This is a genomic window from Lysinibacillus sp. fkY74-1, assembly GCF_053165895.1.
The window spans coordinates 3,094,431-3,118,781 of sequence record NZ_CP170173.1 but is presented as its reverse complement, the minus strand read 5'-3'; the positions used below and the strand labels follow the sequence as shown (position 1 = coordinate 3,118,781).

Annotated in this window: 22 protein-coding genes; 16 read left to right on the top strand and 6 right to left on the bottom strand. The window is 37.3% G+C overall.

The window, feature by feature from the left end; genetic code table 11:
* Positions 1-26: 26 nt before the first annotated feature.
* From ACE1MS_RS15295 to ACE1MS_RS15285, 3 genes are all read right to left on the bottom strand, one after another.
* Positions 27-161, bottom strand: a complete 135-nt coding sequence (locus ACE1MS_RS15295) for a hypothetical protein (RefSeq protein ID WP_255250367.1) — start codon at positions 159-161, stop codon at positions 27-29.
* Between the two features lie 229 nt (positions 162-390).
* A complete protein-coding gene (locus ACE1MS_RS15290; protein ID WP_447402459.1) occupies positions 391-843 on the bottom strand; it encodes a GNAT family N-acetyltransferase in 453 nt (150 codons plus the stop codon).
* A gap of 3 nt (positions 844-846) precedes the next feature.
* Positions 847-1,401, bottom strand: coding sequence for a GNAT family N-acetyltransferase (locus ACE1MS_RS15285; protein WP_031417065.1), 555 nt, complete (start codon positions 1,399-1,401; stop codon positions 847-849).
* A gap of 220 nt (positions 1,402-1,621) precedes the next feature.
* On the opposite strand from ACE1MS_RS15285, the gene ACE1MS_RS15280 reads away from it, so the two are divergent.
* The 4 genes from ACE1MS_RS15280 to ACE1MS_RS15265 all read left to right on the top strand — a co-directional run bounded on the left by ACE1MS_RS15280 (position 1,622) and on the right by ACE1MS_RS15265 (position 5,384).
* The gene (locus ACE1MS_RS15280) at positions 1,622-2,386 is read left to right on the top strand and encodes an SMI1/KNR4 family protein (protein WP_012295340.1); all 765 of its coding nucleotides are present in this window, start codon (positions 1,622-1,624) and stop codon (positions 2,384-2,386) included.
* A gap of 295 nt (positions 2,387-2,681) precedes the next feature.
* Entirely contained in the window at positions 2,682-3,365 is a 684-nt protein-coding gene (locus tag ACE1MS_RS15275; protein ID WP_036164252.1) for a VOC family protein, read from the top strand.
* Positions 3,366-3,563: 198 nt separating this feature from the next.
* Complete coding sequence (locus tag ACE1MS_RS15270) at positions 3,564-4,553, top strand: zinc-dependent alcohol dehydrogenase family protein (RefSeq protein WP_036164250.1); 990 nt, start codon at positions 3,564-3,566, stop codon at positions 4,551-4,553.
* Positions 4,554-4,955: 402 nt separating this feature from the next.
* A complete protein-coding gene (locus ACE1MS_RS15265; RefSeq protein ID WP_031417061.1) occupies positions 4,956-5,384 on the top strand; it encodes a GatB/YqeY domain-containing protein in 429 nt (142 codons plus the stop codon).
* A gap of 79 nt (positions 5,385-5,463) precedes the next feature.
* Here the strand turns inward: ACE1MS_RS15265 and ACE1MS_RS15260 are convergent, their stop codons facing one another.
* The 3 genes from ACE1MS_RS15260 to ACE1MS_RS15250 all read right to left on the bottom strand — a co-directional run bounded on the left by ACE1MS_RS15260 (position 5,464) and on the right by ACE1MS_RS15250 (position 9,847).
* Positions 5,464-7,161, bottom strand: coding sequence for a methyl-accepting chemotaxis protein (locus tag ACE1MS_RS15260; protein WP_012295336.1), 1,698 nt, complete (start codon positions 7,159-7,161; stop codon positions 5,464-5,466).
* Positions 7,145-8,788: a pyridoxal phosphate-dependent decarboxylase family protein gene (locus ACE1MS_RS15255; RefSeq protein WP_031417059.1), complete on the bottom strand. Its 1,644-nt coding sequence runs from the start codon at positions 8,786-8,788 to the stop codon at positions 7,145-7,147. Before ACE1MS_RS15255 ends, ACE1MS_RS15260 begins: the two co-directional genes overlap by 17 nt.
* Before the next feature lie 351 nt (positions 8,789-9,139).
* Entirely contained in the window at positions 9,140-9,847 is a 708-nt protein-coding gene (locus ACE1MS_RS15250) for a polysaccharide deacetylase family protein (protein ID WP_036164248.1), read from the bottom strand.
* Between the two features lie 127 nt (positions 9,848-9,974).
* On the opposite strand from ACE1MS_RS15250, the gene ACE1MS_RS15245 reads away from it, so the two are divergent.
* From ACE1MS_RS15245 to ACE1MS_RS15190, 12 genes are all read left to right on the top strand, one after another.
* The gene (locus ACE1MS_RS15245) at positions 9,975-11,177 is read left to right on the top strand and encodes a DHH family phosphoesterase (RefSeq protein ID WP_207889323.1); all 1,203 of its coding nucleotides are present in this window, start codon (positions 9,975-9,977) and stop codon (positions 11,175-11,177) included.
* A gap of 102 nt (positions 11,178-11,279) precedes the next feature.
* On the top strand, positions 11,280-12,140 hold the full coding sequence (locus ACE1MS_RS15240; RefSeq protein WP_243432609.1) for a DUF4179 domain-containing protein: 861 nt from the start codon (positions 11,280-11,282) through the stop codon (positions 12,138-12,140).
* A 52-nt stretch (positions 12,141-12,192) separates the two neighbouring features.
* On the top strand, positions 12,193-13,389 hold the full coding sequence (gene chrA / locus ACE1MS_RS15235; RefSeq protein ID WP_447402458.1) for a chromate efflux transporter: 1,197 nt from the start codon (positions 12,193-12,195) through the stop codon (positions 13,387-13,389).
* Positions 13,390-13,689: 300 nt separating this feature from the next.
* On the top strand, positions 13,690-14,835 hold the full coding sequence (gene hemW / locus ACE1MS_RS15230) for a radical SAM family heme chaperone HemW (RefSeq protein WP_207889320.1): 1,146 nt from the start codon (positions 13,690-13,692) through the stop codon (positions 14,833-14,835).
* 89 nt (positions 14,836-14,924) lie between these two features.
* Positions 14,925-15,953 carry a heat-inducible transcriptional repressor HrcA gene (gene hrcA / locus ACE1MS_RS15225; protein ID WP_031417050.1) on the top strand — a complete coding sequence of 343 codons (1,029 nt, stop codon included), beginning with the start codon at positions 14,925-14,927 and terminating at the stop codon, positions 15,951-15,953.
* Between the two features lie 17 nt (positions 15,954-15,970).
* Positions 15,971-16,543: a nucleotide exchange factor GrpE gene (gene grpE / locus ACE1MS_RS15220; RefSeq protein ID WP_031417049.1), complete on the top strand. Its 573-nt coding sequence runs from the start codon at positions 15,971-15,973 to the stop codon at positions 16,541-16,543.
* Between the two features lie 75 nt (positions 16,544-16,618).
* Positions 16,619-18,454 (top strand): molecular chaperone DnaK, encoded by a 1,836-nt coding sequence (dnaK, locus tag ACE1MS_RS15215; RefSeq protein ID WP_012295327.1) that lies wholly within the window; start codon positions 16,619-16,621, stop codon positions 18,452-18,454.
* Between the two features lie 235 nt (positions 18,455-18,689).
* A complete protein-coding gene (gene dnaJ, locus ACE1MS_RS15210) occupies positions 18,690-19,808 on the top strand; it encodes a molecular chaperone DnaJ (RefSeq protein WP_012295326.1) in 1,119 nt (372 codons plus the stop codon).
* Between the two features lie 21 nt (positions 19,809-19,829).
* Positions 19,830-20,771 carry a 50S ribosomal protein L11 methyltransferase gene (gene prmA / locus ACE1MS_RS15205; protein ID WP_031417048.1) on the top strand — a complete coding sequence of 314 codons (942 nt, stop codon included), beginning with the start codon at positions 19,830-19,832 and terminating at the stop codon, positions 20,769-20,771.
* Between the two features lie 80 nt (positions 20,772-20,851).
* Complete coding sequence (locus ACE1MS_RS15200) at positions 20,852-21,589, top strand: 16S rRNA (uracil(1498)-N(3))-methyltransferase (RefSeq protein WP_207889319.1); 738 nt, start codon at positions 20,852-20,854, stop codon at positions 21,587-21,589.
* A gap of 252 nt (positions 21,590-21,841) precedes the next feature.
* Positions 21,842-22,642 carry a CsxC family protein gene (locus tag ACE1MS_RS15195; RefSeq protein WP_012295324.1) on the top strand — a complete coding sequence of 267 codons (801 nt, stop codon included), beginning with the start codon at positions 21,842-21,844 and terminating at the stop codon, positions 22,640-22,642.
* A gap of 265 nt (positions 22,643-22,907) precedes the next feature.
* On the top strand, positions 22,908-24,299 hold the full coding sequence (locus ACE1MS_RS15190; RefSeq protein WP_197225068.1) for a BC_2427 family protein: 1,392 nt from the start codon (positions 22,908-22,910) through the stop codon (positions 24,297-24,299).
* The last annotated feature ends 52 nt before the right edge of the window (positions 24,300-24,351 follow it).

The window sequence follows — 24,351 nt, the reverse complement described above, 5'->3', positions numbered from 1 at the left end:
TTTAGCATTTTTTTCGCGTGAAATATTTATTGAAACAATAGGAAAAATTTAGCCAATAAAAAGATAGGGACCCCTACAATTATTACGCCTGCCAAGAAATAACAAAATAGCATAAATACATCGAAAATCGCACCGGCTAAATCATCAATGAATTTTAACATTTCATTTCCCTCCAAACATAATAAGTATAGGCACTTACAAATTGCGAAAGAGAAAAGCCTCAACGTTACTGTTGAAGCTATTAAAATCTTACATATTTTTAACTATCTCACTATTTAAAACTAAATCTGTATAAACAATACTAACATTCATCTAGATGTATAACAAATATTTAGGACTGCTCACATAGATGGAAGGCAATGATTTAGAGCTTCACTCATCATCAAAGATTTAATCACGGCTTACATCATCCATATCATATTGTAAAGTCTTTTTTAAATAATAATGCTTAAAGTCTCTTCCTACTTGATCGAGGGTCCCAAAAATTTCATAATCATGATTTTCATAAAACGTTAATGCTTGAAAGCTTAAGGTGTCAACCTTAATGAAATCGCATTTATTCTGTAATGCAATTTGCTCAATGGCTGCTAACAGTTTAGAACCATATCCTTGACCACGAAATTTTTCATCGACCATTAACGTGTGTATTTCTAACCAGTTCCAGCAAACTTCCCCTAATATACCACCAAAAATTTGATTGTCTTGGTCTGTTAGGAATAAATTAATTTCCTTATAGCGCCCTTGTAGGTCTTTTGGAAAGTGTTCTACATTATATTCATAAAGCATGTGATTAACATAAGATTTATTTTTTGCATCTAATTGTTGTGTAATTTGTAAGGACATCTTTTACTCCTTTAGTTGAAATGGTAAATTGCGTTTCCAAATCATATGGTGATTATTTGTTCCCCAAAAATGTTCAAGAACATAGTTTGGCTGTCCAAATTTTTTCTGCCAAACCAGTTGTGCTTGTTTATAGCCACTGTCTAAACAAAAGCTAGGGACGTTTTTCATTTCTAACGTTGTTAGCATTTTGTTTACTAGCATCGTTCCAATCCCACGACCTTGGTAGCTTGGATGAACATAAACAGTCCCAATTTCGGGACAATTCGACAGGTCTTCCTTTATCATTTTTTGAATGAATTCATTGGACTCCCCATACTCGATGGTGCCCACAATTTCTTTTGTATCTGCATCCTCAGCCAGCCAGAAAAACCTTTTTTGGCCCTGACTGTCAAAGTCAGCAGCTAAGTATTGTTTTTTCGTCGCCCATTCATGTTGTTGATCGTCCACCAGCTCTGCAAGTCCTTCTTTAGCAAAAGTATCCTGAATAACATGTAAAAAGAATTGGTGTAACGCAGGAGTATCTGTTTGCTCAGGGCGTCTGATGAATATTTTTCTCAAAAAAGAATTCCCCTTTTTATGTTTTAATCAAAATCTAGTCTTATCAATCAGTGGCAAGTTATAGCCACTAAATGTAGTTACGGCTTGGATAAAAGTTTTAAGATTACAGACGAATTTATGAAATAATTATGGCTGTGCACTTTAAAATTATAACATGTTCTCCTGCATTGGGTAATGATAGGGTATGATAAAATGCAAAGCAGTAAGGAGGGAACTACAAATGAAAGAAGTACTTAGGGACATAGATGAAGTAATAGAGAACATGCGTAGTTTTATTGCAGAGATTCAAAAACAAGATCCTTCATTTTACGCTGTATACCCAATGGTTTTTCACGATCCAATAGAAGATGAGAGTAGTCGATTGTTGGAGAGTCATTGGCAATTACCTGAAGAATATATTTACTTTTTGAAACATTATGTGGTGGAAGGAATTACATGGAATACAGGTGACTATTTAAACCTACAAATTTTTGGGGCTACGGATTTAGTGCGAGGACAGGATGGGTACAATTATAATCCTGTCACAGAAGAAGTCATTTCAGATTGGCCCCAACATTATTTAGTCATTGCTACGGATGAGGGAGATCCATATTGTATAGATTTATCGAGAGGAGATACGGCTATTTTTACCGCCTATCATGGTGCAGGAAGGTGGGATTTTGAAATGGCCTATGATCATCTCGTAGCGTTTCTTCAGAGTGTTCTAGTACCATCGCATTTAGAGGAGGAGCAGCTGGAGGAGCATTCTTACAATTACTATGAAGTGTATATTACCGGCAATGGGAAGGATAAGCTTAAAACTTTATTACTACTTAAAAAAATAATGTCCTGTGATTATTCAATAGCCAGAAAGTCTTTAGAACAGACGCCGATATTAATTTATAGGGGTGTGGAAGCGGGGGTGCTTCAATTAGAAAAAGAACTACAAGCGATTAGCGCAGATTATCAAAAAAAGAAAATAAGCTTAGCAGAATTTTTAACATGAGAAATTCAGCAAATTCATTAAATTTCTTATGATATACCTGAAAGGATGAGTAACGATGAAAGTAAATAAAGCAATAGCTGAATTAATCGAAACAGGAAGGGATAGAAATTCCAGCGAATCAGCCACACCAGATACGAAATGATTCGCAGGAGAATGTAGAGTTTTTGTTTTTTTCTCAGCCTACTGGCAGAAGTGGTTTGTAAGTTATCTAGATAAAACTTCATTCTTTTGTACGAAGTAAACGCCTTGTCTGACTAGTATAGTAGGGTTAACTAAAACGCAAGGGGTGGATTTTATGAAAATTTCGAGGGTTAAACTAGTTGTTCATGATGTACAAAAAATGCAGCAATTTTATTGTGAGCAAATGGGATTTGCATTGGTCAAAGGTACAGAGGATTATTTTACAATAGCTGTTGGGGAGAGTGAGATGACTTTCGAGAAGGTCTCTTCTCAAATACAAAAACAATATCATTTTGCTTTAAACATTCCAAGTAATTTATTTCAACAAGCAAAGGATTGGGCGAATGAACGAGTTGGCCTACTTTTTTCGGAAGGTCAGGATGAAGTTTATTTTCAATTTTTAAAAGCCTATTCATGTTATTTTTATGATCCTGAGGGCAATATAGTGGAGTTTATTTCTAGACAGGAAGTGAATCCAAAGCTCAATATAACGACTTTTTCAATCGATCAAGTGTTACATATTGGTGAAATTAATTTAACAACAGATGATATTCCAGCAGTAGCAGGAGAGTTAAATGAATATGGTATAAAGCCTATTAATAACAAAAATATTCAACAAGATTCCCTGAATTTTCTAGGCAACTATGAAGATGGAGCCAATATTTTAGTAGGACCTAGTGCTCGTCTGTGGTATTTTTCAGATAAGATTGCGCAGGTCAGCCCCATATGTATAGAAATAAATGACACTCTCCAATTAATAATGGATGAAATAGGTCATCTAACTGTCGTCAAATTATAGTACCTTGAATTTTGATTAAATATGTATAAATTGTATGTTCATTCTGATAGCTAGGGCGGGTTATTATTTGTATGTGATCAGTGATGTGATGGTGCACTCGGATTTTCAGTTAAATCATTGTCAGCAGGAAAAGAGTGTGACGAACGAGCCACTGGAATGACGCTGTTTAATAGATAATCCATAAAGGAGCTAGTAATAGTGAAAGTAAAATCTCTTAAAATATATGACTATGGAAATCCTAAAGAGGTAATACGAGTTGAAAATAAAACCATTACACTTCCTACTCAACAGGAAATTCTTGTGCGTATGCTAGCAAGGCCGATCAATCCTTCTGATCTAATACCAATATGGGGAAAATATGCTCATCGAATCACTTTACCAACTGTTCCTGGCTATGAGGGCGTTGGAATTGTAGAGGCTGTCGGACCGCTTGTTACACCCAAGCTTCTTGGTCAGCGAGTGCTGCCTTTACGTGGAGAGGGAACTTGGCAAGAAATGGTGAAAACACAAGCTGCGTTTGCTGTAGCTATTCCTACTGAGATGGATAATTTTACTGCGGCACAAATGTATATTAATCCCCTTACAGCACTTGTAACTTGTACAGAGGTTTTAAAATTACGATCAAGTGATGTTTTATTAGTGAACGCTTGTGGCTCTGCTATTGGACATCTTTATGCGCAATTCGCGAAAGTATTAGGTTTCCAATTAATTGCGGTTACAAGAAATGGTCTGCATACAAATGCCTTACAGCAACTTGGCGCTAACGATGTCATTGATACGTCTCATATGCCACTTTATGAGACCGTGATGGCATTAACGAATGGAAAAGGTGCGGATGCTGCCATCGATTCCATAGGAGGAGACGCTGGCAATCAACTTGCATTTTGTGTGAAACCTGGTGGGAATTTTTTAGCCATTGGTCTTTTATCAGGAGTACAGGTAAATTGGGCAACCATTGTGAATGAAGCAAAGGTTCAGGCTAGGATGTTTCATTTACGCCACTGGCAACATCAGTCGACCCCAGAGAAATGGCAACAATTCATGCAACGGCTGATAAACCTCGTACATAATGGGGTATTAGCAATGATGAGCGTAAATACCTGCTTTCCATTATTGGACATTCACAAGGCCATAGATGCTGTTGAATCTGCCCATACTAATAAAGGAAAGGTTTTTTTAACAACTTAATAAAAGAAGAACACATTAACAAACAGCAGCATGTTAAGCTAATTTTGTTAGTGTGTTTTTTATTGGTGAGGATTTATTATGCAAGGAAATGGCTCGATACAAAAATATCCTATTTAAAAATGAATGAATCAAGAATTGTTTTTTGAAGAAACACTTTTTGTTCCGTCATATAAAGTTAATAACCAGAAGTGCTGTATTTAGAAAAGGGGAACAAACTGAAAGAGGTTATAAATCGGTTGAGTGAAGCAGATGCAAAGTCCATGCTCTTTTTGTCTTTATTGTACGAATCTGCAAATCTTAAAACGAATGCTCCATTAGTAAGTAAAGTTATTTGATTAAAGTGTTCAGGCTGGTTTTATGGTATAATTTTGTGGACTATAAAGGCTTAAAGGAGTGAGAACATTGTTAAAAACTGAGGTATTTGAACAATTAAAAACGGCAATGAAAGAAAAAGATATTTTAGCAAAGGGTGTATTATCTCTATTAAAATCAGCTTTAGATTTGGCTGAAAAAGAAAAAGGAGAGCCTTTAACTGCAGATGAAGAAATGGCCATTGTAAATCGAGAGGTCAAACAAACAAATCAGGCTTTAGAGGGTGCTCAAAAAGCTGAGCGAGCAGATTTAATCGAGAAAGAGGAAGCTAAATTAGTACTTTTGAAATCTTTCTTACCAAAGCAACTATCGGAAGAAGAGATTGCTGAAAAATTAGTAGCCGCTGGTGTTGAAAAAGGAATGAATATGGGAGAAGCTATGAAAATTGCTAAACCATTACTTTCTGGTCAAGCTGAGGGTGCAGTGATTTCAAAAGTTGTAAAAAGTATTATTGCTTAATCTTCTACCATCTTGGTAGAAGATTTTTTTGTCCTCTAAAAAACCGCTATGCCTTTTTGAGCACAGCGGTTTTGTTTATTTATAATTTAAATTTCTGGATGATATGGCGAAGTTCCTGTGCCATTTCAGCTAGGTTATTTGAGGATGCAGTAATTTCTTCAATACTTGCAGATTGCTCCTCGGAAGCAGCTGCCACGTTTTGAATATTGCCTGATGATTGGACAGCTACGACTCCCACTTGTTCAACAGAAACAGCAATACTGCTAACTCCTTCGTTGATATTGGACATAATATTATTCACATGATCCATTTCCTTCGTCAGGTCTGTGATGTGGGCGTAAATATCAGCAAATGCTTCGCCTGAGGCATTGAAGGTTGTGGAGCTTTCCGCGAGATTGCTACTGCTAATCGCCATTGATTTCACGGCTTGCGCAGATTCCTCTTTAATCGTTTCAATGCGTGTACGAATACTATTTGTTGCATCTAATGATTGATCTGCTAGTTTACGTACTTCCTCTGCAACAACTGCAAAGCCCTTCCCATGTTCGCCTGCACGAGCTGCCTCAATCGAAGCATTTAAAGCAAGTAAATTGGTTTGATCCGTAATCTGTGTAATTAATGTTACAATATCTCCAATCTCATTTGTGTATGTGCTTAAGCGCTCCACAACTGTTGCGGATTCTTGAATAGCTTGAGAGGTAACGGCCATTTTTTCAGTGGCATCTTTAATGGTCGTATTGCCTTTTTCTGAAATCGCTGACGCATCAAATGCCTTTTCCGTCACATCCGTAACGCTTGTCACAACTTCAGACATTTTGCCCGAGATAGATGTAATATGACTCTCGACTTCCTCAATTGAATGGGTTTGTTTTTCTGAACCGGCTGCAACTTCTTGCATAGAAGAAGTAATTTGCTGTATGGATGCACTTGTTTGTTCAGAGCTTGCCGTTAATTCCTCAGACATGGCTGCCACTTGCTCAGCATTTTGAGCAATTTGCTGAATCAAAATGCGTAAATCCTCTGTCATATTTTCAATGCCTGATGAAAGTTGAGCAATTTCATTGGAACCCTTTATTTTAAGAGGTTCAACCGCTAATTCTCCCTGTGCAACTTGTCCTACATATTGCGTCATTTTTTTGATTGGCTTCGTAATGCCTACGCTAATAAAGTAAGCAACAATGATACCTAAAATCACAAAAATAACCGTCATAATAATACAAATCCAAAGTGTTTCTGCTTGAAGTTTAGAAATGAAGGATGCGTCCATATCTAAACCAAAAATAATATCTGTATCTTTAAATGGAATAAATATGGATTTATGGATACCATACTCATCTTTATAAATATCACTAGTTTGGATCGTTCCTGTGTTTATAGCTTCACGCATTTCTTCACTAAATTCATAATCTTGTTGATGATTGTCAGTATCACTTAAAGCGACGATATGCTCTTTACCATTTGCATTAGAAAGCACATAGGCATTTTCAATATCGTATTTTTTAACTGTTGCGTTCAATTGATCTAATAATTTTTTATATTTATCAGGACTACCATTATCCGCAGCCTTTACATCATTTTTCTCGATATCTTCAAATATAGTGCTCGATGTTATTTCTAATGTCGATTCAAATTGTTTAATAACAAAATTGTCGATAATACGATACGAAACAGCAAACAATACAATACTAAATATTAATGAAATAATTGCTATCGGAATAGTAAAGCTAGCAATATATTTATAGAGTAAAGAACTCTTAAATTTATTGACGATACGCAATTTGAGACGCCTCCAATACTTGAAGCTTTTTCTGTAAGAACTGAATCATATTAGGGATATGCTCAATTTCTGTATAGGGTGAAATGGAGAAGAACTTTGCCGCAGCCACTGGGACATGTTGTGTTGTATCATTTGTACGTACTGTGCAAACTCGAGTTGTATCACCAAAAAATACTTCGTCTCGACCTTCTCCGATAATCTCAAATAAAGAAGCATTGATAGCATTAATACGTTCAATTTGATCTTGTGAATAATGACCAGCTTGTTCTGCTTGCCAGCTCAAACCATCTGGGTATAAACGGAAGGCAGTGACTGGCCCAATATTCATTTCATTGACAACCTGTAGGCTTGGTATTTTTGCAGCTAACTGTGAACGGAATGCTAAATTCACGCGTACATAATTGGCTAGTATTTGTTGATAGCCTTCCTTCCCAAATGCCTGCAAAGCAGCCAAAATGGCAATAGAGCTACCCATGCGAGAACATTCTAACGTGTAACCTGTATGATAGGAGCCGTAGCCACGATTACCAACATATGGTGTATCAAAGTCCTCTATATCTAATAGCTGTAAGCTTTTACCGTCTTTAATTAAGAATAAGCTTGTTAAATAAGGTGTTTGTCCAAGCTTTTGGAAATCAAAGCATAGGCTATCGGCAATTGCTAGATGCTGCATACGTTCATGGATCTGTGACAGACCCTGTAAAACATCCTCTTCAAATTGTAGTGGGTTTTTCTTGAAATCATAATCATTGAAGAAGGCATAAAAACCACCTAATGCTGAGTCCGCGTGAATATGTACTGGTTGTAGATTGTACTTTTGCTCAAGGCTAGTTGTGACTTCTTTTACCGCCTTTACATCATCAATGCCAAATTGATCTGTTGCACCTGTTGTTGCTACGACATAGACAGGAATACCGCCTTTTTCAATGACCTCAGTCATACGTGCGCGTAAGTCTTCCACATCCATTGCGTGATCTTTGCCTGCTTTTACGCGTACTAAATGTTTACTACCAATACCTACTGCTTCAATAGATTTCAAAAGACTATAATGTGCGTTTTCTGAAGCAAAGCAATATAAATTATTAGGAATACCATCTTCTTTAGCGTGTGGGAATTGCTTTGCAATAGCTAGACGTAATCCGCTGAAAACAGCCCCTTGACCGCCCCATGTAGTATAGCCAAAGCTTTTCGTGTAATCATAGCCTACTAATTTAGACATCATGGCCACTACTTTTACTTCGCATTCAGCGGCAGCCGGCCCATAAACGTCCCATAAGTTATTGCCATTCAGAAGGGCATTTGTAAACTGGCCTAATACGCCAGGAATGCTGGCCATAGGTAAAACATTAGTGACAAAGTTACGCGTATGATAAGGATGCCCTTGCATTAATTGTGTTAATTCTTCTACCACTTGATCGAGCCCAACACCAGTAGTTGGCACTTGATGATCCTGCATCAGCTCTTGATAAAAATTAGCAGAGCGGTCTTTCATTGGACCTAGTGTAGTTTTATTTGGATCCTTTAACTTATCTAATGAAGAAACAATTTTCTCTAATAAGGATAAAAAATTCTCTCTTTGTTGAACATTTCCATCTTCGCTCTGGAATAATTGTTGGATATTTTGCATCATCATCATCCTTCGTAGTTCATATTTCCTCTGTTTTCAATTAAATGAAAATAGGTCCTTATACTAAAAGTATAATAGCATATTTTAGCAGAGGTGGTGATTATATTTTACTGAAAAAATATATATTAACATTTCTGAAAAATCCAACATTGAGGAATTTTGTTGTTTAACTTTGTAATAAGGGAATATAGGCTGTGTAAAATTTGTGAAGGTGGAATAGTAGGAGAGTAAATAATATAAAATGCTATAATGTTAATATTATAGTAGATGTCCATAATATTGCTGCTTCATGGCTATTATTGACTAAGGAATCTGTCCTATAGTAGGCACAGATTCCTTAGTGTTTTTTTATTAATCGTTTTTGATGGTTAAAAGTTCATCAATTGTTACAAATGTATAACCCTCATCCTTCAATGTCTGTAAAATCTCCTTTATGGCCTGTAATTCATTATCTGTAGCATCATACATAGGATGCATTAAAATAATGGAACCCGGTTGGATGTTTTCCTTTACATACCTCACTTTTTCATCAGCCTGAGTGAAAAACGTATCAGGTTCTAAGTTCCATGTAATCGTCTCTCGCTGGTGTTTATTTAAGTAATAGGGAAGTCCAATTAGTTTTTTGCCGTATGGAGGTCTTACTACGATTGATTTCGTATAGCCAATATCAGCAATTAAATCATCGGTTTTTTCGATTTCATGTTTGATAAAGGAAGGACTTTTCAATACCATACGTTTGTGTGAATACGTATGATTACCAATTTGATGACCTGCCTCAGCAATTTTTCTTGCCTCCTCAGGCTGATCCTCGATATCCTTTCCGATTAGAAAAAAAGTTGCTTTCACTTGATACTCGTCTAGTAACGATAAAATAGCATCCGAATTTTTTGTGGGTCCATCATCAAAAGTCAACGCAACAACTTTGTTGTTTGTTTCAACATGAGAGGTTAGGTTTCCAAATAATTGATAATTGCGGGCGTTCATTAGTTTATAGGAGGAAAATGCTAAAGTGAGTATTATTAAAGTGACAATTCCACAATAGACGAGCCTACGTTTCATGAAAAATATCTCCTTCTAATATGAATTTGTGTATCTGAAGTAAATGTATGTCATCACGTATTCTTTTTCAATGACATTTTTTGTTTGAATAACAAAAAAGTAACCATACTATATCGGAGGTGAAGATATGTATAAATTACTATCACATAACGATTTAGATGGTGTAGGTTGTGGGATTCTAGCTAAGCTAGCGTTTAGCGATCAGGTGAAAATACGGTATAACTCTGTTACGGCACTTGACCGCGAGATTGAGTTCTTTTTGGACCATGAACAGTCAAAAACTTTTTTATTTATTACAGATCTTTCTCCGAATGAGGGGAACGAAAAAAGAATTGATGATTACTTTCAGGCTACTGGGAACGTGCAGCTTTTAGACCATCATCAAACAGCCCTCCACCTCAATCAGTACGAGTGGGGTAAGGTTATAATAGAAGATGAGCATGGCCTTTTAACGTCTGCCACATCATTATTTTATCAATATCTTGTCATGCATGGACTGTTAGAAAAAACAGATGTTCTTACAGAGTTTGTTGAGTTAGTGAGACAATATGATACATGGGAATGGGAAAAGAATGGAAATTATCAGGCTCAACGATTGAATGCACTCTTTTTTTTAGTGTCTATAGAGGAATTCGAAGAAAAAATGCTGGATCGTTTAAAAAGTCAGTCTCATTTAGACTTTGATGAATTCGAAAAGAAAATTTTAAGCATGGAAGAGGAGAAAATAGAACGTTATATTCGCCGAAAAAAACGTGAGCTTATACAAACTAATTTAGGTGACTTCTATGGTGGAGTGGTTTATGCAGAATCCTATCATTCTGAGCTTGGCAATGAATTAGGAAAAGAAAATATACATCTTGATTATATTGCAATGATTAATATGGGAAGTAAAAGAGTTTCCTTCCGTACGATACATGATCATATTAATGTGGCTTCCATCGCAACCTTGTTTGGTGGAGGAGGGCATCAAAAAGCAGCAGGGTGCTCATTAACAGTGGAGGCATATAAGCAATTTGTGTTAGAAACATTCCACCTAGAGCCAATTCCTGAGGACGCAAAAAGAAATCGCTATAACCTTAAGGGCGCCACCTTTGGAACCCTCTATAAAAATCGCCATGATGAATTCTTTCTTCTTTATTCAAATAATGAAATGAATTGGATCATTGAAATAAATAAAAATCGACTTGAGCAAACCTATAGGAGCTTTGAGGATGCCGAATGGTATGTAAAGCGATTTTACCAGGCTTGGCTAGTAAGAGATGATCTATTCGTGGACTATTTAATGGAAGAAGTAAATAAGGTGCGTCAACTAAAAAAAGGGATTGAATGATTCCTTTTATACATATTGAATTTGTCCAACTATGCTTTCTATTCAGGTTATATAATGACTCTTTACTAACTACAATAAAACATAACTATTTAAAAAAAAGAGGTGTACTTGTTGTCCGATGATATCTTTCGAGTTGTAGATTTAAATAAGGAAAATCGAGGACGCAAAAAGTGGAGAATTGTTGTTGTATTCTTATTAGTCTTAGTAGTTAGTAGTTCCTCTTTGCTGTATTGGCTGCGGGATAGGGGGGTGGATTTTGAAGCTTATAAAACAGAGGTAGGGGAAACAGCTAACAATAGTTTAGGGCGTTTAACATTAAATGAAGTAATCATGGATGACAATCAAATTTTACTGAATGCAACCTTCAAACCAACCAAAGAGTTTAAGCCAGATCATCAGGTGTTTTTCTTTCCTCAAATACTTGTGAATGGTAAGGATTATATGGTTCGTAATGGAGGGCAGTCTATTGCCAAATCTGCAAATGTTTATACCATCTACAATAGCATCAAAATGGATGATTTCCCGACAGATGAACATGTGGAATTGGACATTCGTTATAAAGATTGGAATGTAGAAACACGCATTGAAAAGCCGTGGGAATTTCAAGTAGAGGCATCACAAGAGCAATTACAAGAAGATCGACACATTTTTTCAATCGAAAAAAAAGTAAAACATATTGATCAGCAGGAATTAATGATTGATCGTGTTGTTTCCACACCTATCTCAACTACAATTTATTTTTCTACGGAGAAGAATATTGTCAACGATGCTTTACACTTTAAAATTCAATCTAAAGGAGGGCAATCATGGACTTTTGAAACACCCTATCCTTTAAATAAAGAAGGAACAAAATGGGGAAGCCGTGTGGATGGACTATACTTATCTGAGAAAAATTATACGTTAACCCCTGTCGATAAGGATGGCAGTAAACTTGATACCACCATTAAAATAAAAAAAGATTAGCAATGAATGAAAATTTACAAACTCTTAATCTGAAAAAATCTATTTTCCATGTATGATGGATAAAAAGCTATGGAAAGTAGTGGAGAGTTTGCGAACGCTATGGGAGATTTTTTATGTTTCATTAAAATTAGGCTGTACCTCGTTTGGGGGACCAACAGCTCATTTAGGTTATTTTCAACAAGAATATGTGCAAAAGCGTAAATGGCTATCAGCCCAGGATTATAGCCAGCTTGTCATATTGAGTCAATTTTTACCAGGACCTGCATCTAGTCAGGTAGGTATGGGAATTGGCTTATTAAGGGGTGGTTTATTAGGAAGTGTACTCTCCTTTTTGGGCTTTACGCTACCTTCTGTGTTGTTATTGATGGTATTTGCCTATTTTTCCATGTATACAGAAATAAAAATGGATTGGATTCATGGCTTGAAGTTAGTGGCTGTTGCGATTGTGGCAAATGCAATATTTGATATGAGCAAAAAATTACTGTCAACAAAATTACATTGGTTAATGGCTATAATGTCGCTCATCATCGTGCTAGTATGGATCCATCCGTTGGCACAAATAGCAGCGATAGTACTAGCTGCTTGTATCGGTTTTCAACAAATAAAAAAAAGTAATGAAGATGCCCCTTTAGTGATTCAAGTACCTATTTCTAAATCCACGGGTATTGTTTTATTAAGCTTTTTTTTAATACTGCTCTTTGGCTTACCGATGATAAGTGCTTTATGGAATGATGAATGGATAACAATGTTTGAGAAGTTTTATCTAGCAGGTGCATTGGTATTTGGTGGGGGCCATGTGGTCTTACCTTTATTAGAGACACAGTTTGTTCAAAGTGGACAAATGAGTACAGCAGACTTTTTAGCAGGCTACGGTATGACACAGGGAGTTCCAGGGCCTTTATTTACATTTGCAGCTTATATCGGCATGGCTATTGCAGGTGTACCAGGAGCAATGATAGCCACTTTGGCAATTTTTCTGCCGGCATTTTTGTTAGTAATAGGCGCCCTCCCTTTTTGGTTCAGCTTAAGTCGTCATACCCGACTGAAGGGGGCAATGGCAGGAGCCAATGCGGCAGTTGTTGGTATTTTGACCGCCGCCTTTATCCATCCGATTGTGACACAGACTATTCAAAACGGTTTAGATATTATCTTTGTCGCGGTCTTTTTATGGGGTTTAATTCGATGGAAAATGCAGCCTTATTTATTGGTGCTTTTAGGCATAGTAGTCGGAATCGTTTGTTATTCATGAATTACATTTTTTCTAGTGCTCGATTCATGCTTTACTTAGGAAATTAGCTAATTTTTTTGCTTCTTTTTCGCATTTCTCCATTAAAGCAGCACTTGTTACTGTAGGTATTTTTATAACATCATAGAATCATTTGTTCACTAGTAGGCTAGAGGAATATCTTTGGCTACTAGTTTTTAGTTTGTAAAAAAATAATGGGGGAAAATATTTGTGTAAACCCACTAGATGGTTTCATAGCGTTCCTTCTATTGATTCGTTATAATGTAGAAATGGAAAAGACTTAACGAGAAAGAAGGGATAGCTATGGCACGAGGTGTTTACATTCATATTCCTTTCTGTCATCAGATCTGTAATTATTGTGATTTCAATAAATTTTACTTTAAAAATCAACCAGTGGATGAATATATAGAAGCTCTTGGAAAGGAAATGGCGCTTGCAACGCAAAAAAATCCCGAAGGCTTTCGTCATATCGAAACAATTTTCTTAGGTGGGGGAACACCCACAGCATTATCACCACAGCAATTGGACAAACTTCTAACATTAATTCATACGTATATTCCAATGAATAGTGTGACAGAATTTACATCAGAGGCTAATCCAGATGAATTGTCTGCGGAGAAATTGCAAGTTTTGTTTGATGGCGGTGTCAACCGACTAAGCATGGGCGTGCAATCCTTCAATCAAGAACTGTTACAAAAAATCGGACGCACACATAGTAATGAGCATGTGTATAAAACAATAGCTTTAGCTAAAAAAATCGGCTTCCAAAATATTAGTATTGATTTAATGTATGGATTGCCAGGACAAACGATGGCCCAATGGAAGGACTCATTAGAAAAAGCATTGGCCCTTGATTTGCCTCATTTTTCTGCGTATTCCCTTATTGTGGAGCCAAAAACGATTTTTTATAATCAGTACGCAAAAGGAAAGCTCCTTTTACCAACAGAAGATTTAGAAGCAGATATGTACGATGTTTTAATGCAGCAAATGGAATTGCATGGTCTCCAACAATACGAAATTAGTAATTTTGCGAAGCCTGGTTATCATTCAGAACATAACAAGATTTACTGGGATAATGACGAATATGCTGGCTTTGGTGCTGGTGCTCATGGATATCTAGCAGGTGTACGCTACTCCAATCATGGACCATTAAAAAAATATATGGAAACTGTTTTGGCGGGGGAGCTTCCAATTGTCCATGAGCATGAGGTATCGCAGGCTGAAAAAAGAGAAGAACAAATGTTTTTAGGACTGCGTAAAACAGATGGAGTTAAGCACAGAATATATGAAGAAAAGTTGAAAACACCAATCGTAGCTCATTATGATTCTGTTCTGAAAGAGCTAGTATCAAAAGGACTTTTAGAACATGATGATATAGGTGTTCGACTCACAAGAAAAGGACGTTTTGTGGGGAATGAAGTATTTCAACAATTTTTGCTAGAAGAATGAGCGATATCGTTGACATAAATTGTGGGATTTGATAATTTAATAATAGTATTAGCACTCCTCTTGGTTGAGTGCTAACAGAGGTGATAATCATGCTAACAAATCGGCAGTTACAGATTTTGCAAGTAATTATAGATGACTTTATTTTATCTGCACAGCCGGTAGGTTCTCGCCAAATCTCCAAAAAACAAGGGATTACATTTAGTCCAGCCACAATTCGAAATGAAATGGCGGATTTAGAGGAATTAGGCTATTTAGAAAAAACACACACTTCCTCTGGTCGAGTGCCTTCGGAAAAGGGTTACAGATTTTATGTAGATCATTTGTTGAGTCCTCAAGGTATTAATTCGAGAGACATTCAACAGATCCAATCGATTTTCAATGATCGACTTGTAGAAGTAGAGCATATTATCCGAAAGTCAGCCAATATTCTATCAGAGCTGACATCTTATACTTCCATACTATTAGGGCCTGATGTTCAAAGACATCGTGTCAAAAGATTTTCGATTGTACCACTGTCTAGTGATACAGCAGTAGCGATTATCGTGACGAATAATGGACATGTTGAAAATCGCTTATTTAATTTACCACCTGATTTTACCGCTTCGGATTTAGAAAAAATGGTCAATATCTTGAATGATCGCTTAATAGGTGTGTCATTAGAAGAGCTCCATAAAAGCCTTGAAGCTGAAGTGTTGGCAGTTTTACAGCAACATGTACAATCAGCGGATGATTTTATCCACGCACTCGTAACAGCGACAATGCATAATTCAGAAAGTAAAATTTTCTATGGTGGTAAAACGAATATGTTTAACCAACCTGAGTTTCATGATTTAAATAAAGTCCGTATGATATTGGACTTAATGGAAACGACCAGCCAAGTGCAGTCACTATTCCATCCAAATGAATCAGGAATTCATATTCGAATAGGCTCAGAAAATAAACAGCTAGAAATGGAAAATTGCAGTGTCATTACCACTACTTATTCTATTGGTGATGATCAACAGGGGGCCATTGCTATTATTGGTCCAACACGCATGGATTATAAGCGTGTGGTGGCATTATTAGACGTAATACGCTTGGACTTAACGCAAGCATTTACGAAGAATCGTAGTGAATGATAATGAGGAGGATTCAAGTGACGGAAACAACTGAAAACAAAGATTTAGTACAAGAGGATGTACAAGCAGAAACGGCAACAGAGGAAGTAGAACGTTCAGAGGTTCAAGAGGAAATTGAATTATCAGTGGAAGAGCAATATGAGGCGAAGCTTGCTGAATTACAAGCAAAGCTAGATGACGAGGAAAACCGACATTTACGCCTACGTGCAGATTTCGATAATATGCGTCGTCGTCAACAACTAGATCGTGAGGCTGCTGAAAAGTACCGAGCGCAAAGCTTATTATCTGATTTATTGCCAGTCCTTGATAATTTTGAGCGTGCATTACAGGTGGAGACAACTTCTGAAGAAACTGCATCTATTATTAAAGGAATTGAAATGGTGTATCGCTCATTGCTAGAAGCTACAGAAAAAGAAGGCCTGCAAGTGATAAAAGCAGAAGGCGAGCAATTTGATCCAAATATCCACCAAGCTGTTATGCAGGAACAGGATAGTGAAAAAGAAACGGGTGTAGTCTTACGCGAGCTACAAAAAGGATATATCTTAAAAGATCGTGTGTTACGCCCAACAATGGTATCTGTGAACGAATAGTCTTAGCACTATTTAGTCAATTAAAATTAGTGAAAAAACGCATCCCGTGCGTCGAATTAATAGGAGGAAATTTTAATGAGCAAAATTATTGGTATTGACTTAGGAACAACAAACTCTTGCGTTTCTGTACTTGAAGGTGGCGAACCAAAAGTAATTCCAAATCCAGAAGGTAATCGTACTACACCATCTGTTGTTGCATTTAAAAATGGCGAACGTCAAGTTGGTGAAGTAGCAAAACGTCAATCAGTAACAAACCCAAACACAATCATTTCTATTAAATCAAAAATGGGTACAGCTGAAAAAGTGACGGTGGAAGACAAAGATTACACTCCACAAGAAGTATCAGCTATGATTCTTCAATATTTAAAGGGTTATGCAGAAGATTACCTAGGTGAAAAAGTGACGAAAGCAGTAATTACAGTTCCTGCTTACTTTAACGATGCACAGCGCCAAGCAACAAAAGATGCTGGTAAAATCGCTGGTCTAGAAGTAGAGCGTATCATCAATGAACCAACGGCTGCAGCGCTAGCTTATGGCTTAGATAAACAAGATCAAGATCAAAAAGTGTTAGTATTTGACCTTGGTGGTGGTACGTTTGACGTATCGATCCTTGAGTTAGGTGATGGTGTCTTTGAAGTATTAGCAACAGCTGGTGATAACAAACTAGGTGGGGATGATTTCGATGACGCGATTATCGAATATCTAGTAGCAGAATTCAAAAAAGAAAATGGCATTGATTTATCAAAAGATAAAATGGCGATGCAACGTTTAAAAGATGCTGCTGAAAAAGCGAAAAAAGATTTATCTGGTGTAACATCCACTCAAATCTCTTTACCGTTCATTACTGCTGGTGAAGCAGGTCCTTTACACTTAGAAATCTCTTTAACTCGTGCAAAATTTGATGAAATTACATTACCATTAGTAAATCGTACAGTTGGTCCAGTACGACAAGCATTATCTGATGCAGGTCTTTCAACTTCTGAAATTGATCAAGTTATTTTAGTTGGTGGTTCTACTCGTATTCCTGCAGTACAAGAAGCAGTACGTAAAGAAACTAACAAAGAACCTCACCGTGGTGTAAACCCAGACGAGGTTGTAGCAATGGGTGCTGCAGTACAAGGTGGCGTATTAACAGGTGATGTGAAAGACGTTGTATTACTTGACGTAACACCACTTTCACTTGGTATTGAAACAATGGGTGGCGTGTTCACAAAATTAATTGACCGTAACACGACAATCCCAACTTCTAAATCACAAGTATTCTCTACAGCGGCTGACAACCAACCAGCAGTAGATATTCACGTACTACAAGGTGAACGCTCAATGGCGGCAGACAACAAAACATTAGGTCGCTTCCAATTAGCTGATATTCCACCAGCACCACGTGGTGTACCTCAAATCGAAGTAACTTTCGATATTGATAAAAATGGTATCGTATCGGTAAAAGCGAAAGACCTAGGTACAAACAAAGAGCAAACAATTGTAATTCAATCTGATTCAGGTTTATCAGAGGCAGAAATTGAACGTATGGTAAAAGACGCAGAGGCTAATGCTGATGCAGATGCTAAACGTAAAGAAGAGGCAGATCTTCGCAACGAAGCTGACCAATTAGTATTCCAAGTGGATAAAACAATTACTGACCTAGGTGAACAAATTACAGAAGACGAGAAAAAATCTGTAGAAGATGCTCGTGATGAATTGAAAAAGGCACTTGAAGCTGGCGAATTAGAAGGCATTAAAGCAGCTAAAGAAAAATTAGAAGGTGTTTTACAGCCATTAGTTATGAAAGTTTATGAACAAGCGGCAGCAGCTGCTCAAGCAGCACAAGGCGGAGAAGCAGACGCTGGTGCTGGTAAAAAAGATGATGGTGTTGTAGACGCTGATTTCGAAGAAGTAAAAGACGATAAATAAGAATTAAAAGCACAGTAAAGTGAAAAAGCCAAAGACCGCTTGCGGCTTTGGCTTTTGTCATGAAGTAAGGTTATGGAACTAGTAAAGGTACCAATTAAGGAATACTTGCATACGTTAACACTGCTAGGAAGTAGTAAAAACCTCAAATTTATAGAGCGATTACTCGAAAAAATAAGGCAGTTTTATCGACTGCATGTTACAATAGATTTTATGCAAACAGAGCGGAGTGTGAATCATGGAGAAACGCGATTATTACGAGGTGCTTGGCCTAACAAAATCGGCAACAAAAGATGAAATCAAAAAAGCATACCGTAAATTATCAAAGCAATATCACCCTGACCTTAATAAAGAGCCGGGTGCAGATGAAAAATTCAAAGAAATCGCTGAAGCATATGAAGTATTAAGTGATGATCAGAAAAAAGCACGCTACGACCAATTTGGTCATGAGGACCCAAATGCTGGCTTTGGTGGTGGCTTTGGAGGCGGCGGCTTTGGCGGCTTCGAGGATATTTTCAGTTCATTCTTTGGCGGAGGTGGACGTCGTCAGGACCCAAATGCGCCACGCAAAGGTGACGACCTGCAATATCGCATGAATATTAAATTTGAAGAAGCTATTTTTGGGAAAGAAACAGAAATTGAAATTCCTAAAGATGAAACTTGCGAGACTTGTCATGGCTCAGGAGCAAAGCCTGGTACGCAACCTGAAACATGTTCGACATGTAATGGCGCTGGCCAAATCAACCAAGCAGTGGATACACCATTTGGTCGTATGATGAACCGTCGTTCTTGTACAACTTGTCATGGTACAGGGAAGATCATTAAAGAAAAATGTTCAACTTGTCGTGGAGAAGGAAAAGTTCAAAAACGCAAAAAAATTAAAGTGTCAATTCCAGCTGGTGTCGATGATGGTCAACAAATTCGTGTATCTGGTCAAGGTGAGCCAGGTATAAACGGTGGACCAGCAGGGGATTTATATATTATGTTCCGTGTTCAAGGTCATAATGATTTCGAACGTGATGGGGATGATATTTATTTCGAGTTGAAATTGACATTCCCGCAAGCTGCACTTGGAGATGAAATTGAAGTACCAACTGTTCACGGTAAAGTAAAACTACGCATTCCAGCCGGAACACAGTCAGGAGCTCAATTCCGATTAAAAGACAAAGGTGTAAAAAATGTTCATGGCTATGGCATGGGCAACCAGTATGTTACCGTGAAGGTGATGACACCAGAGAAGTTAACGGAAAAACAAAAGCAATTATTACGAGAATTTGCAGAAATTAGTGGCGATATCCCTGAAGAGCAAGGAAGTTCACTATTCGATAAAATTAAGAAAAAATTCCAAGGTGAATAATTAGAGGAGCTGAAGAGCTACGTGAAGTGGTCAGAATTATCCATTCATACAAAAAATGAAGCGGTAGAAGCAATTTCGAATATTTTGCATGAAGCAGGAGCAAGTGGTGTTGTTATTGAAGATTCTGCAGAGTTTGCGAAGCCCCGTGAAGATCAATATGGTGAAATTTATGCACTAAATGAAGAGGATTTCCCGAAGGATGGCGTCATTGTTAAAGCTTATTTATCAGAGTCTAGTTTCTTAAATGAAACGGTCGAGGAGATTAAAGCAGCTATTACGAATCTAACGAACTTTAACATTGATATCGGTGAAAATGTAGTATCCATTGTTGAGGTCAACGAAGAGGATTGGGCAACTGCATGGAAGCAATACTACCATCCAGTTAAAATTTCTGAACGCTTTACCATTGTCCCTACATGGGAGCAATATACGCCTGTTTCTACAGATGAATTAATTATAGAATTAGATCCAGGGATGGCATTTGGTACAGGAACACACCCAACTACAGTCATGTGTCTACAAGGACTTGAAAAGGTCATTAAAGAAGGGGATACAGTTGTTGATATTGGAACAGGGTCCGGCGTATTGTCTATTGGAGCGGCATTACTTGGGGCTAAAAATGTGCATGCCCTTGATTTAGATGAGGTAGCAGTTCGCTCAGCACAAGAAAATGTTGCCTTAAATAAAGTAGAAGACAAAGTAGCTGTTTTCCATGGAAATTTATTAGACACTGTTAAAGAACCAGCAGATGTGGTTGTCGCAAATATTTTGGCAGAAATTATTATGTCCTTCACTGATGATGCATTTACCATTGTGAAACCAGGTGGATTATATGTCACTTCAGGCATTATCGGTGCCAAACGCGATGATGTTAAAGTAGCTCTTGAGGCTTCAGGCTTTATGATTGAAGAAGTATTATTAATGGAAGATTGGGTAGCGATCATTGCCCGTCGTCCACTATAACTTGACGGAGGAAGCGCCAAATCGTAAGCCATGTGCTGGTGATTTGGTGCTTTATTTCTTGCTAGAAAGGACTGTGGAGCATGCAACGTTATTTTATTGAAACAGCCATAGAGAATGCACGTATTAGCGGAGAAGATGCACGGCATATTGAACGAGTGATGCGCATGAAACAAGGCGATCAGATCATTGTTGTTGCACAAAATATTGCTCATATTTGTAAGATTACAGGCTTTGAAGGTGATGAGGTAGCGATTGACGCTACGGGCGAAACAATCCCTTCTTCTGAGCTACCTATTCAAATAACAGTAGCTTGTGGCTTACCAAAGGGTGATAAGCTAGAGCTGATTACACAAAAAGCGACAGAGCTTGGCATGTTTGCCTTACTGCCATTCGAAGCCGAACGCTCAATTGTGAAATGGGACAAGAAAAAAGGGGCTAAAAAGCAAGAAAGATTGCAAAAAATTGCAAAAGAGGCGGCTGAACAAGCCCATCGTACACATATTCCAGCGGTGTATGAACCTGTTACATTTAAACAATTGTTACAAGATATAGACCAATTTGATGCCGTTTTTATTGCAGACGAAGAGGATGCAAAGGCTGAGAAACGCACCAGATTTGCGGATAAGCTTAAATTTGTGCATGAGAAAAAATTAACATCAATCCTTATTATATTTGGTCCAGAGGGTGGCATTTCTCGTAAAGAGGCAGAGGCCTTGTTACAAGCAGGTGCTCAAACCATGTCTTTAGGACCAAGAATTTTACGAGCAGAAACAGCACCACTGTATGCGTTGTCTGCCATCTCATATGAATTTGAATAATACTGAGTCATATATAAATTCTTTCATGAGGAGCAATAAGAAGGCCACCTAATATTAATTTAGGTGGTTTTTTTATGGGTTTCCCACTACGGTAAAAGGAGTGGAATCAAATTCATAAAAAAATTTAGGCGCAAAAATTCCAAATAAAATATGTAAGAGAACAAGTTCAATGTCCATATATAGTTTTTATTGCTACATATTCTAGCGATAGGAGAGCTCACTAAAACTATAAATTGAAAAGAGGTAATTTTTTTGAGTGAACAATTTGATAGTCAGATTCAACCTTGTCCAGTAACATCAACAGAACAAATTCCATTGACGAATGATTTTACGCCACTGGTTGCTACTCCAGTAACAGCGCCAACTATTAAAATTCCAGTTGTACTGGCAGAGCCAACTTTACAAATCGTTGTAGAGTCAGATATTACACTTACTCCGGCAGCAACTGAAATCAAAAGAGTCAAAAAACATGTCTTTCTAAATCAAGTGAAGCTAGTACCAGTTAGCTTTGCACGAATTGCTGGCACAGACTTCTTTAGAGTAACAAGAGCTAAATTATTTGTAGCAGGACATATTCGTAAAAATATCGAATATGCTGCAGCAGCATGTAATGGGGCACTTCGAGATAGAATTGCAGATGTTCCGTTTTCAGGATTTACAGATCTTACTTTCCCACAAACGATTGGAGGCTCAACACCCATTTTAGGAATTTCCGAGTTTGCGGAAGCGAACTTCCTGAATGAAGCTACTCAAATGGATGCTCGTCTAGATAAGGCTTTCTTCCAAAATCTTGTGAAATACAATGAACAACCATTTGGGGAATTAGTAGCAGCGAACTTCTTTGAGCTTGATTTTTCACCAATTATGGCAGCGCCAGAAGGTACTTTCAGCACATTACGTGAAAAAATCGTATTAGAATTAACTGTGAAAGTATTACAAGTTCAACAAATTCGTTTGGGAGCTGGAAGTAGCGTAGTAACGCCTGTTCTTCCAGGACTTACACCACCAGCTTCACCAATAGTTAATCCTACGCCTCCTTCAGAATTTTGTTAATCTCAAATATTGAATAGAGTCATAACAGGGCACTAATAAAAATTCATTATTTTAGCTGGCAGTTGAAAGTTCGGATGTACTCGAACTTTTAACTGCCTTTTTACATCTAAAAAAGGAATAAAGCCATAAACATATGACCCCGAGGATACTGTGACAAAAGGGAAAATCAAGCATACTATAAATTGTAATGAGAATGGTAATCTTTACATTAATAACGTTGTTCATTGTGTTGTAAATGTACTTAATATTGTTTAGGAGTGAATAAATGAATACTCCATGGATTAACTTTAGAGAAATGAGAGAAGTATCCACTAAGCTAAATAAATACTCTGATTGGGCGTATCAAACAATAGATGATGAATCTCCAGCTAATCAAGAAGAAAGCAATACGCTGCTTAGGGATATAAAAGATGAGATTAGGCTTGGAGAGGAATCACCAGATCCTGTAGTCTCCAATCAGGACATACCTAGTTCCGTAGAAACGTTTGTTGAGGTAGATAACAAGCTCCAGCTTTGTAGCAATGAGAATCCTTTGGAGGACCATGTACTATCCGATCTAGACTTAGCAATACCTAAAGAGGAATTTCAAAATAGTGAACAGCACCTTGATAAGGAAATAGCTTTAACAGACCTATCAGATGCCAATGAAGACCTATCCATTTCAACCATTGAGGGAGAAATCGAACCCTCCCCAGACATGAAAGAGGGGACTGTAGAGGAATCGATTGTAACAGAGATTGTATCCGAACCTACAGAAACGATGGCTGAGGACATTGATGAATTTCCTTCTGACCGTGATGAATCCCAAGTGGAAAAACAAGATTTAGCAATTCACTCAGATGTTGAATCCACAGTTGAACATAAATGGCATTTTGAGGGGACAGGGAATTCGGAGAAAAACAATCCTACTTCTAAATCGTTGGATGGGGAGATATACTCCATCACCCAAAAATGCTTGTTTTCTACGTATGTAGAAATTCATGATTTTCTCCATGCTCCTATTTATGGCGAACATGTTCAAAATACTACATTTGAATTTCTAAACGTAAAAGATCCCTTAACTCCACAGCTTGAAACAAAGCTTTTCCAAACGACAACAGATTACCCTGAACATCCTGAATGTCGTTTAGTTCGTTCAGACATCAATCAATTGATTTCAATCATGCAAACTGATAAGAATGATAAAAATAATGGGCAGCATCAATCCTTTCAATCAGTGGTCACTCCCTTACATCATTCACCATCAATTAAAAAAGGGGAAGCCACCTCATACGAATCTGATTTAATACATATTCGAGTACCTGTTATAGTTGGGGAATATAAAATTGAAATATGTCTAGAAGAGATTATGGCATTTGAAAAAGGGATTGTAGGGGTGAAAGAGATCTCGAATGAAGTAGTACTCACCAATTGTAGATTTATACCTATTCGTTTATCCCAATCATTTGGAAATGGAACATGTACAGCAAAAAATGGAAAATTATTGATAGAAGGCTATATACAGCAGAGTATTGAATATACAGCTTTAGATACACAAAATGCCTCAACAACTTATGCCAATCAATTATGTCAAAATATAGTATTAGATTTAACGATTCATATGATACAAGTACAAAAAATTCGGGTTCTATATGACAGTCTGTACTCTGGACAATAAATGAATTTCATTCAGTATAAAAGTTCGTTTTCTAATATATACGTCTATGTAT